Below are 13,807 nucleotides of genomic sequence, written 5' to 3' on the forward strand. Positions count from 1 at the left end.
ACCAATAAAATAGTGCGAATGAAGCCATGTGTTTTAACACACTCTATAATCACAAGGAGGTGAAAAACACATGGCAAACAACAACAGCTCAAACGAATTATTGGTACCTGGAGTGGAACAAGCTCTAGAACAAATGAAATATGAAATCGCTTCTGAATTCGGCGTACAACTTGGTGCCGACACAACATCTCGCGCTAACGGTTCAGTTGGTGGAGAAATCACAAAACGCCTTGTTCAAATGGCTGAACAACAATTAGGCGGAGGATTCAAAAGATAATTTAATAAATATGGCTACAGAGAGCGGGTTCTTACACCCGCTCTCTTTATTTATTTGTAAAAATAAATGGATATATCAGAGAAGTATCTTGTATAATGAGTAGGTACTAAGAGTTCATAATTGGAGGGGAAGAAAATGAAGCGTGAAGATTTATTGGCTCCGGAACATTACAACTTAGTGAGTGAAATGGAACGTTATGCAAAAAATCCAGAAAAAGTTGCTGTACTTTGGGAGAACGAAACCGGAGATAAAAAACAACTTACATATGAGAATTTATTAAAGAGTGCAAATAAAATTGGAAATGCCTTCAAGAAAAAAGGACTGGGTAAAGGTGATACGGTCCTTATCATAATCCCTCGTTTGGTGGAAGCTTATCAAGTGTATTTAGCCGCATTGAAAATTGGCATGATTGTCATACCTTGTTCTGAAATGCTTCGTGCGAAGGACCTGCAGTATCGGGTCAACCACGGCGAAGTAAAAGGAATTGTCAGTTATCATGAATATACCGAAGAATTGAATGAAATAGAGGGAGCGGAAAGCCTCCTGAAATTTTCGATCGGAAAACGGATGGAAAATTGGCTGGATTTGAATGAGCTTGCCGATGATGAATCCGATCAGCTGCCGATGGCCGACACGAAGAGTGAGGATATGGCGTTCTTATCGTATACTTCCGGCACGACAGGCAATCCAAAAGGGGTCGTCCATACACACGGATGGGCATATGCCCATTTGAAAACGTCTGCTGCAAACTGGCTGGGCATCAGCGAAGGGGATGTGGTTTGGGCAACGGCAGGCCCAGGGTGGCAAAAGTGGATATGGAGTCCTTTCCTGGCTGTTCTGGGAACGGGAGCGACCGGTCTTGCCTATCATGGGAAGTTCGAGGCGAAAAAATATCTTCAGTTGCTACAGGACTATAAAGTGAATGCGTTATGCTGCACACCAACAGAGTATCGATTGATGGCAAAGGTGAATAATCTTGATGACTATGATTTATCCCATCTTCATAGTGCTGTATCAGCGGGGGAACCTTTAAATCAAAAAGTGTACGAGGTCTTTAAAAACCATTTCCATATTGAAGTGCGCGATGGATATGGACAGACCGAAAATACCTTGTTGGTAGGTGTAACAAAAGGCATGGAAATTAAATTGGGCTCCATGGGCAAACCGACTCCGGGGAACCATGTGGAAATCATTGATGATTTCGGTAAACCCTGTGCTCCTGGCGTAGTGGGGGATATTGCCGTACATGTCGATACACCCGCTCTCTTTAAAGAATATTTTAAAGATCCCGAGCGGACATCGAAGCAATTCCGTGGGGACTATTATATCACCGGCGATCAAGCGAAAAAGGACGAAGATGGTTATTTCTGGTTTGAGGGTCGTTCTGATGATATCATCATCAGCTCGGGATATACCATTGGACCGTTTGAAGTGGAGGATGCACTCGTTAAACATCCATATGTGAAAGAGTGTGCCGTTATAGCAAGTCCTGATGAAATAAGGGGAAATGTGGTCAAGGCGTATGTCGTCTTGATGGAGGATATCGATCCGAACAGCCAAGACTTGATCAAGACGCTCCAATCGCACGTGAAAGAATTGACTGCTCCATATAAATATCCAAGGAAAATCGAATTTTTAAAAGAGCTGCCCAAAACGACATCGGGTAAAATCAAACGGGTCGATTTACGGAAAAGGGAAGAAGCACTCTTTAACAATTAATCGAACGCATTAACGTCAGCCCCCGGCTGGCGTTTTTTTTTAACAGGGGCTGCTTAAAATCATAAATATGGGAATTCGTGAAATGAGATGGTAAACTTACTGCATATCTGAATAGCAAGAATCATTTTATAAGGAGTGTAAAGCCGGAATGGGAACGTTATGGTTCAATGGGTCGATTTATACGATGATTAAAGAAAAGGATCAAGTGGAGGCGCTCTACACTGAAAAGGGGGTAATTGTTGATACCGGAAGCATTGACTATTTAAAAAATGAATATGCCGGCAATATTTCCAGGGAAATCGACTTAAAAGGACAAACCATGCTGCCGGGGTTAGTGGATAGTCACCTACATTTGGTCGGGCATGGTGAAAGACTGCTTCGTCTTGACCTCTCCTTGATGGATAGCAGGGAAGCCATCATGGATGCCTTGAAGGAAAAGTGTTCTAAGACCTCGGCTGGAAAGTGGATTGTCGCCGAGGGCTGGAATGAAAATGAATGGCCCAGTCCCGAATTGATATTACGGGATGAGCTTGACGCGATATCGACGGAACATCCCATCATATTGAAAAGGATCTGCCGTCATGCCTTGGTGGTCAATTCCCGTGCCCTTTTGGAAGCGGGTATTAAAGAAGGTATAAAAGAACCGTCTGGCGGGGTGATCTGCCGTTATCCTGATGGACGGCTAAATGGTTTATTTAAAGAAAGCCAGGCGCAGAACCTGATTTTAGACAGCCTTCCTGGCATTGACCAAGACTATATCGAAACCGCACTCACAGAGGCCATAGAAGACGCATATAGGCTAGGTTTGACTGGAGGGCATACGGAAGACCTCCATTACTATAATGGCTTCATGCCGACATACCAGGCGTTTAAATCGGTAATCGAGGACAGGGAAATGGCCTTTCGCGCCAATTTGCTCGTCCATCACGAAGCGTTTGAAGAAATGCTGGCAGCAGGCGGTCGTTATCAAGAAGGTACGCAATATATCAAATTCGATAGCATGAAGATATTTACTGACGGCTCCTTAGGCGGACGCACAGCCCTGTTGAGCGAGCCTTATGTAGATCAACAGAATACGAATGGTGTCGCGATATTCACTGAAAATGAGCTTCAGGAATGGGTGGGAAAAGCAAGGGATGCCGGAATGCCGATTGCTGTCCATGCCATTGGCGATCTCGCTTTTGAATACGTCTTGAATGCGATTGAAGCCCTCCCCGTGAAAGAGGGACAGAGGGACCGGCTCATCCATGCGCAGATCGTCCGGCCGGAGCTGTTGGAGCGGGCAGCAAAGCTGCCGGTCATCTTTGATATCCAACCGGGTTTCGTCCCGTCCGATTTTCCGTGGGTGGAAGAAAAGGTTCCAGCCAATTTATTGGAATCCTCCTATGCCTGGAAAACCTATTTGAATTTGGGCATCATTTGTGCGGGCGGGTCAGATGCGCCCATTGAGCCATTAAATCCAATTTTGGGCATTCATGCAGCTGTCACAAGAACGAAAATCAACAGTGAGGACAGTACCGTATATGGCTTGGATGAAAGGCTTTCCGTTTATGAGGCCTTCGCACTTTATACAAAAGGGAGTGCTGCGGCAATCGGCCAGGAAAAACGCCGCGGTCAGATCATCAAAGGGTATGATGCCGATTTTACCGTGTTTAATCTGGATGTCTTTGCTGTTGCGCCGGATGATCTCCTAAAAGCTGAGGCGGTCATGACGGTCATCGATGACAGAATCATGTATGATAATAATTAACGGTTACAAAAAAAGAAATGGATATACAAAATAGTTAAATGGAATTCGGTTAAAGGAATGTAAATGGAAAGAAGGCAGGTTATGAAAGTGGATGAACAAAAAGAAGGGGCGATCTATGCAGCCCTTTCTTACATGATGTGGGGAGTCGTGCCGATTTACTGGAAGTTCCTACAGGGAGTCGGTGCTACGGAAATTTTAGCTCAGAGGGTATTATGGTCTTTCGTTTTCATGCTGGTTTTATTGATGTTCATGAAAAAATGGCAAGCGTTTCTTGATTATGTCAAAATCATTTTGCGAAATCCCAAACTCTTTGCAGCATTACTAACGGCGTCACTGCTCGTTACTGCTAATTGGGGTGTGTTCATCTGGGCCGTTAACTCAGGACGGATCCTCGACACGAGCCTTGGATATTATATCAACCCGCTAGTTAGTGTACTATTGGGAGTGATAGTCTTAAAAGAAAAATTGAGCGGAGCACAAATCATATCGTTCCTGCTTGCAGGAATCGGAGTCTTGATCCTTGGCATTCATTTCGGTACGATCCCGTGGGTCTCTCTTGTTTTGGCCATGACCTTTGGATTATATGGTCTGGCAAAAAAAATGATCAAGGCCGAGTCGGCGATCGGACTGACTCTCGAAACGATGATGGTAACGCCTCTGGCCCTGGGTTACCTGATATACTTGATGAACCAATCAGAAATGCAATTCTTTACAGCGGGAAGCACAAGCTTGCTGTTGGTGGGCGGTGGGATTGTCACGGCCTTGCCACTTTTATATTTTGCAAAAGGGGCGGAGAAGATCCCGTTATCGATGCTGGGCATTTTTCAGTATATCGCTCCGACCTTATCCTTATTGATCGGGGTATTCGTCTATCATGAAAGTTTTACTAAAGCACATCTTTTAGCGTTTTTATTCATATGGTCAGCCTTGGCGGTTTATACGTTATCCATTACGAAATGGGGTCAGGCAAGTGCCCGAAGGTTTAAAGGCAAAGGGAATATTGGTGCGTGAATAAGAAAAAATGCTTGGGAGATCTCTCCCAAGCATTTTTTTATGCCGGTATATAATAAAACGGTTTTACGGCATAGGGGAAATGCCAGGGTCATGAAAGGTAAATCTTCGGACCTATTTCAGAAACAATACAATTGGAAAGGCTGACAGGACTGTCAACGGGCATTGCACGAGGATTATTTTCCAGGAATTGGCTATAGAAGGAACTATCCAAGTTAATGATATGCGTTGTCAGGAATGCCGATATGGTGGCGTTCGGCTTTCTATTGCTATTTAATTCATCGATGATTCCCTGTGCAGTGGTAATCCCGATCCCGTGTCCATAAAAGAGGTTGTTCCCTAATAATATGGCATTTTCACCTTGCCATTCAGGAGTTTCCAAGTCGTGATCAGGGTTTTCGAAGTAAACGCAATCCCCTGGTAAATAATCCGTTCCTTGATGAATATCAAGAGCCATATTGCTTGGAGGGCGAAAGTCATATAGAAATACGTTTGAAAAAAGATAGTCAAAATTCCTAGGACCGATTAAATCCAAAATGGCCTTTAAAAAAGTGACGACTATCGCTGTACCGCATTCGAAAGCGTAAAGCCTTCCATTCAAAAAAATGTCCAGGAGTGCGGCATGAGGGGGAATCCCTGGCTGAAGGGTAAATGTGCCATCCTTTGAAACGCGCCAATATTGTTCATTGCTTGCCGATTCATCAAGCGTGGAAAATTCTGGACTGCTTTTATCTAACGAAATGGCGGCCTCGATGACTCGGTGCCTCAGTTGTATATCGAAATTAAGGTATCCGAAGTTCCGGTATTCAAAAACGTTAGAATCTTCCGCCAGCAATTGGAGAATTTCAAGCGATGTATCAGATGCTACACCTGGTTGGATTTGACTGACATCTAACCATTTGTGATTAATCTTTATCATGATCATATCCACCTTTTGTTTATGAAATGAAGGGTTTATAAAACCAGTACACAAAAAAGTCTACAGGTAATGCTCATTATATGAATGCATGCAAAGAAATGACCATTTGGAGCATTTCAGGCATCATGGCAACCGAGAATGATTGGTATGGCAAGAGGGATGATCATTTTGCTTACAATGATTATCATTTTCCAAAAAGATGTTTTGGTGGCTGTGCTAAACATTTAGGAGGAATACCTTTCCAATTAGGGAGAAGGAGCAAATTAGTATTCCCTTTTCTGAATGAATTGATATAATGAGAGAGAAAAGTTCATATGTGCGAGAAATGTAGGGGGGCCAGTAAAGCTGGCTGAGATTGCGTCCTTTAGATGCTGACTCTTTGAACCTGATCTGGATGATGCCAGCGGAGGGAACATATTATTACTGACTTTCTGTTTTGTATGTTAACGTCCGAATTCATCTTCGGGCGTTTTTTGTATTTTTATAGACCCTGGCGCCCCATTATGGTTCCGGCATATGGATCTTATATGATGTGTAGGAGGATAATAACTTGAATAAATTTTTACCACTGTTGACTTCGTTGTTCCTTTTGGCTGGATGCGGTGCAGGCGGAACTAATGAAAAAGAAGAAGCATCTAAAAATGAAGGCAATAAAGAATTAAAAAAGGTATCGGTCGTGCTCGATTGGACACCGAATACAAACCATACAGGTTTGTATGTAGCCAAGGAAAAAGGATATTTTAAAGAACAAGGTCTGGATGTGGATATTATCATGCCAGGTGAAGCTGGAGCTGATAAGCTTGTCGCTTCAGGGAAATCCGAATTTGGCGTGGGCTACCAGGAGGGCATTACGCAGGCCCGCGTGCAAGGCGTCCCGATTGTTTCGGTAGCTGCTGTCATCCAGCACAATACATCTGGATTTGCTTCACCTGAGGCAAAAAACATTAAAACACCCAAGGATTTTGAAGGGAAAACGTATGGTGGCTGGGGGTCTCCGGTTGAAAAGGCCATCATTGATTCACTCATGAAAGAAGAAAATGCGGATGTAAATAAAGTGGATATAGTGAATACAGGAGACACGGATTTTTTCACTTCGGTTAAAAGGGATATAGATTTTGCCTGGATATATTATGGGTGGACAGGTATTGAGGCTGAGTTGCGAAATGAAAAGCTTAATATGGTTTACTTAACCGAATACTCGGATAAGCTCGATTACTATACACCTGTTTTGACAACGAATGAAAAGATGATAAAAGAGGATCCCGAGACTGTTAAAGCATTCGTTCATGCAGCTTCGAAAGGGTACCAGTTTGCGATAAAGAACCCTGGTGATGCAGCAGACATGCTAATTAAGTCTGCCCCGGATCTTGATGCAAAACTAGTGAAGAAAAGCCAGGAGTGGCTTGCAGCTAAGTATCAGGATGATGCTCCGCGTTGGGGTGAACAAAAGCTTGAAATTTGGAAGAATTACAGTGATTGGATGACGGAAAATAAGCTTCTTGAAGGTGATTTCAATCCTGAAAAAGCATTTACCAATGAATTTTTACCAAAATAGGAGGAAATACAATGGCCAATTCATTAATTAGTATACAAATCATTCCTAAAGGGGATGTCATCCCTTTGGTCGACGAAGCAATCAAGATCATTGATGAATCAGGTGTCAAGTATGAGGTTCACCCGCTTGAAACGACAATGGAGGGTGAGCTTTCCGAACTTTTTGCCGTGATAGAAAAAATGAATGTAAGAATGATTGAATTAGGCTCGCCGAATGTCATATCCCAAGTGAAAATATTATTTCAGCCGAGCGGAATTACGATGGATACGTTAACGGAGAAATATCGGGCATGACCGGAAGGGGAATTTGGAAGAAGGGGGCTCCCTTCTTTCTTTTATTATTGTTGCTGATAATATGGGAGTCAGTGACAGTCTTATTAAAGGTTGAAAAATGGCTGCTTCCCGCTCCGTCGGCCATTTTCATTGAAGGAATTGAGTCGTCCCAGAATCTTTTTGGTCACCTTACATCAACAACTGAGCTTGCGTTATCGGGTTTTTTTATTGGAAGCTGCATTGGATTATTAATCGCGGCAATCCTACATCTGTTTCCAGGCGTGAAGGACGCGGTTTACCCTCTGCTCATACTATCACAAAATATACCTATCATAGTTTTGGCACCGCTTTTAGTAATTTGGTTTGGCTTTGGCATGATGCCTAAGTTAATCGTCATTTCGCTAGTATGTTTTTTTCCGGTTGCGGTTGCTTCATTGGACGGTTTTCGCCAGACACCATACGAACTCAAGCATTATTTCAAGATGATGGGAGCGGGAAAAAACCAGTTATTTTGGAAGCTTGAACTTCCTCACTCGATCCCGTTCATTTTCTCGGGCCTGAAAATTTCGGCCACCTATAGTGTAATGGGTGCGGTTATTTCGGAATGGCTTGGGGCAAAGTCGGGGATTGGTGTTTATATGACGCTCGCTTCCTCTGCGTTCAGGACAGATCGGGTGTTTGTTGCCATTTTCATCATTATGGGAATGAGCCTGCTCTTTTTTGGAATCATCACCTTCCTGGAGAAACACTTAGTTTCATGGAAGATAAAGGAGGGTGCAAAGGATGAAGCTGGAAATTAAAGATGTCTCCTATTCTTTCGATGGTAAACAGAATATTTTAGAGAATATGGATTTCCATGTGGGAGATGGGGAATTTGTCACAATCCTTGGGCCATCCGGCAGTGGTAAAAGTACATTGTTCCACTTGATAGGCGGTATTTTGAAGCCGGATCATGGCAACATTTCGCTGGACGGTAAAAAGATAAATGGCTTAAAGGGCCATATAAGCTATATGCCGCAGCAGCCTTCCCTTTTACCTTGGAGAACGGTATTGGAAAATGTTTTGCTTGGAAGCGAGCTTGCTGGGATCAGAGATAAAGAAAAGGCAAAAGCCCTTTTGGTGAAAGCTGGATTAGCAGAGTACGAGAAAGCATATCCGCATGAATTATCTGGAGGCATGAAGCAAAGGGCCGCATTCATTCGGAGTATCTTAAGTCAACAGGACTTGATGTGCCTGGACGAACCCTTTTCTGCCTTGGATGAACTGACAAGATTGCAAATGCAAAAATGGCTGCTGTCCGTTTGGGAAGAAAATCGGAGGTCGGTGCTTTTTGTTACGCATAGCATCGATGAAGCCGTTTTCCTTTCAGATAGAATATATGTGTTATCAGCAAAACCCGCTGCTGTCATCAAAGAAGTGGCAGTGCCATTTCCAAGGCCAAGAAGTGAAGAACAGCTGCTTAGTGATGAATTTTTCCATTTGAAGAGAGAATTATATGCAGCACTAAAGCCAACTGTTTCGACTTAATTAAGGAGGCGACTAAACTTGAGAATCATCGACAGCCATATCCATTTGGATAGGTATGAAGAAAGTGAGCAGAAGCAGATTCTAACTGATATGGACAAGGTTCATGTGGAATCGTTACTGACTGTTTCCATGAATTTGACCTCTTCCATTAACAATTATCAGCTTTCACGCAAAGATTCACGAATTAAGCCTGCCTTCGGTTTTCATCCAGAGCAGCCCCTCCCGAGTAATGAAGAAGTGGACGAATTATTGAACTGGATAAGGGTACATGTGCACAATATGTTTGCTATAGGTGAGGTTGGGCTGCCCTATTACTTAAGGCAGGAAAATCCCGATATTGATCACTCAGCGTATATAGAGATACTGGAGAGGTTCCTGGCTTTAGCTAAAGAGGTTGAAAAGCCGGTTATTCTTCATGCCGTCCATGATGATGCACCTATCGTTTGCGATCTTTTGGAAAAACATCAAATCACAAAGGCACACTTTCATTGGTTTAAAGGTGATATCCGGACAATCGAACGAATGGCCGAAAAGGGCTACAGCATTTCGATTACACCTGATGTTTGTTATGAGAGGGAAATACAGGAATTGGTTTCGGCATACCCACTTAAGCTGATGATGATTGAAACGGATGGCCCATGGCCGTTTGAAGGAGTTTTCAAAGGGAAATGGACCCATCCCGGCATGATGCATGACAGTGTGCGTCAAATCGCTTCGGTTAAAAGATTGCCTATTGAGGATGTCTATGAAATCCTTTATCAAAATACCAAAGATTTTTATCATATATAAAGGTACCGGATATCATATCCGGTACCTTTAGTTCGTTATAGAAAGGTCCTTTTAACCTTTTCCCAAAAGGAATTGTCTTTTAGCTTGACGGTCTTGATGACTTTACCGCTTAACCGGACCTTTACCTTTTCGACATGGTTGATGCTTAATGCTTCATTGTCCATTCCGATGATCGGATAGCTTGGCCCGTTTTGTTCAAGGTGGACGGTCAACGTCTTGTCTCCGCTCAGGATGAATGAAGAACCCAGGGTCCGATAGGTATTGTTATTGATGGAAGCAAGCTCACTCACTTGAAAGCAAGGGAGAAGGGGATCCACAACGGCCCCATTGACCGATTTATTATAGGCGGTGCTTCCGGTCGGAGTCGCAATGATGATACCGTCCCCGCGAAAAGTTTCAAAATGGAGTTGATCAATGAAAATATCCATGATGAACGTTTTGGTGATGGAAGACCGGATACTTAGTTCATTGAGGGCATAAAAGGAGGGCTGATCGTCCAATTGGATTTCGATGGTTGGATATTTACGCACCTCGATTTGCTCTCTTGTCATGGCATCGATCATTTTATCCGTGTCTTCCAAGTGGAAATCGCAATACATATTCAAGTTGCCTGTGGTGGAAATACCCGCATATAAACAGTCATCCCTGAATCCAGTTTTACGGGCTGCCTGTAAGAATGTGCCGTCATCACCGATGCTAACGATGATATTCGCTTTTGTGAAATCTTGGATGACTTCATACGAATGTTGTTTCGCCAAGCCTGATAAGTATTCGACCTTGTTAAGCATCTCTGCATTCGGAGCATGGAAAAAATAAATATTCCTTCGAGTGTTCATCATGTTCCCCCCTAGTATGAATAGTGATGAAAAGGCTTACTTTTTCCGCGACAAAGGAAAGCGGAAGTACAAAAGCGGCTACACACTTCGTACACGTTTATGTGATTTATTTTAGCATGAATGAAGCACTTTTGTTATTCCTTTGAGGAAGGGTATCGAAAAGAAAGAATGTACACTCTTGCATGAATAAACGGATAGCGCAAGCAGTTCTTTTTAGGAAGTGAAAAGAGAATGATGGTATAATGAATTCTCAATAAGGGCTCTTTCAAACCCTGCCATACAATGGTTATATCACTAAATGGAGAATAGGGTTCGGATATATAAGAAAGGAGGTTATGTGTATGAAAGTGCATATTATTGCCCCGTATGAATCAATGATTCCAATTATAAAAGCGTGTGTACCTCTTTATCCAGATTTAGAAATAAGGTATTCCATAGGTGACTTGGAAAAGGGTGTGGAACTTGCAAAATTGGAAGAGGAAAACGGAGCGGATGCCATAATCAGCAGGGGAGGAACGGCTAAGTTAATTAAGAAATCCGTCAATATTCCAGTGATCGACATGCACCTTTCCGGTTATGATATGATTCGTTCCCTGACATTAGCCAGTGAGCTTAAAGATAAAACGGCCATCGTAGGATTTTCAAACATAACATCAGGCGCCCAATCGATTATCGACTTATTGGACCTTCCTTTACAGGTTTATACGGTCCGTGAATCAAAAGATGTAGCTCCGCTCATTTTGACTTTAAAAAACGAGGGTTATAAACAGATCGTTGGTGATGTGATTACAATAAATACAACCATCTCTTATGGAATGAAAGGATTCCTCATTCAATCGGGAAAGGAATCAATCATAAGGGCTATCGATGATGCTAGAGAAATGATTACCTATCTTCAATACAAAAGCGACATCAATAGGATGTTTGAAAGGCTTTTAGTCAAAGAAGTACATAATATCGTCATTTTAAATAGTAATAATCAAATCGTCTATGAGCATTTAACTGATTTTGACTCCAATCCATTGACCGATGATCAATTTAGAAGCATGAATGGAGAAGTGAACGTAAGTAAGCAGCTTCATACCAGTTTTTCGCAGGATGGCAGCAGTATAGAGGTAGACGGCTTTTGGCATGATGGTTTGTACTCGTCATATGTGGTTTATGTATTAGATGCCAGTCCGGTGAAACGATTCGATCAAAAAGGTGTGCAGATCAAGGCGGCTTCTATCTCAGAACCGATTGCCATGGATACCGTTCTGATAAATAATGTAACAGCACTCTATAAGAACCATGAAATCATTCACTTAAAAGGAAACCGAGGGACGGGTAAAGAGTTTCTTGTCAATCAAATACATAATGAACAAACGAAAAATGGAAAGCTCCTTACAATTGATTTCAAAGAATTCAAGGAAGCCGATCTTAACAAACTGCCTCTTGAGCATATCTGCACCATAACTTTGAAGAATATCGATTGTCTACAGGATTATGAACCATTAAGAGAATTTCTAAGCACTTGCAGCAGAAAAAATCTATCGATATTCATTGTATCAAATGTTCAAATCAACGAAGCCATTACTGGAAATTTTGCAATAAACACGATTCATATGCAGGATTTATCGCAACGTAAGGGCGATATAGGAAACTTAACGAAATTCTTCTTATCCCATTATCATCAAACGTATGGAACAACGGCAATGAATATAAAAAATGATGCCCTTGCTCTTCTGGAAGAGTATTCGTATCCTAACAATATCGACGATTTAAAACAGTTAATTAAGCAAATAGCCTTAAATGAAAAAGAGTATGTAATACGAAAGGAAACCATTGAGAAAATAATAGCAGATAATAACATTCCGACTGATATCTTCGTTTCACAAAAAGCGACGCTAAAAGAAATGGAAAAGTATATCATTCAGCGAGTTCTGAAAGAGGAAAATTATAATCAAACGAAAACTGCCGAACGATTGGGGATCAATCGGGCAACATTATGGCGCAAACTTAAAGAATGACTTTAAGTTTGTTTTTTTTTGCATAAAGTGTTGCATTTTTAAACTGTTTTCATTAAAAATAGTTTTATATTTTTATAAGTGTTGCTTTTATTAACATCATATTTTAATATGAATCTTGTAAGCGCTTTAATAATAAAACAAAGGGGTTTTTATTATGAGAATTAAAGCAACGCTTGAACGTATCCCAGGGGGGATGATGGTTGTTCCACTATTGCTGGCAGCGACTATCAATACATTATTTCCCAGTCTATTAAGGATTGGCGGTTTTACTGAAGCACTGTTCGTGAACAGTTCAAGTGCTTTAATTGCATTATTCCTTTTAATCGCCGGAACGCAGATCAATCTTCGTACGGCAGGTACTTCGGTCAAAAAGGGCGTTACACTTTTAACATATAAGTGGGTATTAGGGGCATTGGTCGGTCTACTTGGATTCTGGCTGGCCGATAGTAACGGATTGTTTTTAGGAATGGCACCATTGGCAATCATTGCTGCCATGACAAATTCCAATGGCGGGCTTTATATTGCATTAGCCGGTCAGTATGGAAAGGAAGAAGACAAGGCTGCCTACCCATTTCTCGCTTTAAGTGACGGGCCATTCTTAACAATGGTAGCGCTTGCTATTTTCGGAACAATGGGCTTCGCGGATGGCATGTTCTCTCCAACTTCGTTCATAGCCGTATTGCTTCCGCTGCTAGTCGGGGTGGTATTAGGGAATTTAGATTCCGAGATGAAAGATTTTCTTTCTAAAGGGAGCGATAAGCTTGTTCCGTTCTTTGCTTTTTCATTAGGTATGGGGATTAATTTCACAGCGATTATCCAAGGGGGATTAAGTGGGGTATTACTTGGTGTGATTACAGTTCTCCTAACCGGTGGAGGAGGGTATCTGATCTTTAAATGGATAGGATGGAACCCGATTGTCGGTGCTTCTGAAGGTTCTACTGCAGGGAACGCTGTCGGGACTCCGGTGGCTATCGTGGCAGCGAATGCTTCATTCGGGATCCATGCAGAGCTTGCTACTGTACAAATTGCAGCAAGTGTTGTGACAACAGCTATCCTTCTCCCGATATTCATCGGCTTCCTATCCAAGCACTTGGATAAGAAGGGTGGAGTGGCTAAATACAATAATTAGGCTAGCCCATGTTT

At 42.2% G+C, this 13,807-nt stretch carries 13 protein-coding genes and 1 riboswitch; of the genes, 11 read left to right on the plus strand and 2 right to left on the minus strand.

Annotated features, from left to right (window positions below; translation table 11 throughout):
- Positions 1–70 precede the first annotated feature (70 nt).
- The 4 genes from QUF86_RS12940 to rarD all read left to right on the plus strand — a co-directional run bounded on the left by QUF86_RS12940 (position 71) and on the right by rarD (position 4,757).
- A complete protein-coding gene (locus QUF86_RS12940; RefSeq protein WP_289315342.1) occupies positions 71–277 on the plus strand; it encodes an alpha/beta-type small acid-soluble spore protein in 207 nt (68 codons plus the stop codon).
- 135 nt (positions 278–412) lie between these two features.
- Positions 413–1,996 carry an acyl-CoA synthetase MbcS gene (gene mbcS, locus QUF86_RS12945; RefSeq protein WP_289334571.1) on the plus strand — a complete coding sequence of 528 codons (1,584 nt, stop codon included), beginning with the start codon at positions 413–415 and terminating at the stop codon, positions 1,994–1,996.
- Between the two features lie 148 nt (positions 1,997–2,144).
- Entirely contained in the window at positions 2,145–3,746 is a 1,602-nt protein-coding gene (locus tag QUF86_RS12950; RefSeq protein ID WP_289315344.1) for an amidohydrolase, read from the plus strand.
- A gap of 81 nt (positions 3,747–3,827) precedes the next feature.
- A complete protein-coding gene (gene rarD, locus QUF86_RS12955; RefSeq protein ID WP_289315345.1) occupies positions 3,828–4,757 on the plus strand; it encodes an EamA family transporter RarD in 930 nt (309 codons plus the stop codon).
- 91 nt (positions 4,758–4,848) lie between these two features.
- Here the strand turns inward: rarD and QUF86_RS12960 are convergent, their stop codons facing one another.
- Complete coding sequence (locus tag QUF86_RS12960) at positions 4,849–5,676, minus strand: protein-glutamine gamma-glutamyltransferase (RefSeq protein ID WP_289334572.1); 828 nt, start codon at positions 5,674–5,676, stop codon at positions 4,849–4,851.
- A 319-nt stretch (positions 5,677–5,995) separates the two neighbouring features.
- Positions 5,996–6,105: riboswitch (TPP riboswitch) on the plus strand.
- A gap of 121 nt (positions 6,106–6,226) precedes the next feature.
- Between QUF86_RS12960 and QUF86_RS12965 the strand changes: the two genes are divergently transcribed.
- From QUF86_RS12965 to QUF86_RS12985, 5 genes are read left to right on the plus strand one after another with little or no spacing between them, the layout of a single operon-like run.
- Positions 6,227–7,231, plus strand: a complete 1,005-nt coding sequence (locus QUF86_RS12965; RefSeq protein WP_289334573.1) for an ABC transporter substrate-binding protein — start codon at positions 6,227–6,229, stop codon at positions 7,229–7,231.
- 11 nt (positions 7,232–7,242) lie between these two features.
- Entirely contained in the window at positions 7,243–7,524 is a 282-nt protein-coding gene (locus tag QUF86_RS12970; RefSeq protein ID WP_289315348.1) for a thiamine-binding protein, read from the plus strand.
- Positions 7,521–8,303, plus strand: coding sequence for an ABC transporter permease (locus QUF86_RS12975; protein ID WP_289315349.1), 783 nt, complete (start codon positions 7,521–7,523; stop codon positions 8,301–8,303). Before QUF86_RS12970 ends, QUF86_RS12975 begins: the two co-directional genes overlap by 4 nt.
- Positions 8,287–9,030: an ABC transporter ATP-binding protein gene (locus QUF86_RS12980; protein ID WP_289315350.1), complete on the plus strand. Its 744-nt coding sequence runs from the start codon at positions 8,287–8,289 to the stop codon at positions 9,028–9,030. Before QUF86_RS12975 ends, QUF86_RS12980 begins: the two co-directional genes overlap by 17 nt.
- A gap of 18 nt (positions 9,031–9,048) precedes the next feature.
- Positions 9,049–9,819, plus strand: coding sequence for a TatD family hydrolase (locus tag QUF86_RS12985; protein WP_289326024.1), 771 nt, complete (start codon positions 9,049–9,051; stop codon positions 9,817–9,819).
- A gap of 35 nt (positions 9,820–9,854) precedes the next feature.
- Here QUF86_RS12985 and QUF86_RS12990 read toward each other — a convergent pair whose 3' ends face one another.
- Positions 9,855–10,655 (minus strand): NAD kinase, encoded by an 801-nt coding sequence (locus QUF86_RS12990; protein WP_289315352.1) that lies wholly within the window; start codon positions 10,653–10,655, stop codon positions 9,855–9,857.
- Between the two features lie 341 nt (positions 10,656–10,996).
- On the opposite strand from QUF86_RS12990, the gene QUF86_RS12995 reads away from it, so the two are divergent.
- Both QUF86_RS12995 and QUF86_RS13000 read left to right on the plus strand, forming a co-directional pair.
- Positions 10,997–12,664, plus strand: coding sequence for a sigma-54-dependent Fis family transcriptional regulator (locus QUF86_RS12995; protein WP_289334574.1), 1,668 nt, complete (start codon positions 10,997–10,999; stop codon positions 12,662–12,664).
- Positions 12,665–12,818: 154 nt separating this feature from the next.
- Positions 12,819–13,793 (plus strand): 2-keto-3-deoxygluconate permease, encoded by a 975-nt coding sequence (locus tag QUF86_RS13000; protein ID WP_289334575.1) that lies wholly within the window; start codon positions 12,819–12,821, stop codon positions 13,791–13,793.
- Positions 13,794–13,807: the final 14 nt, after the last annotated feature.

The sequence above is a fragment of the Peribacillus sp. NJ11 genome, from assembly GCF_030348405.1.
Taxonomy (GTDB): Bacteria; Bacillota; Bacilli; order Bacillales; family DSM-1321; genus Peribacillus.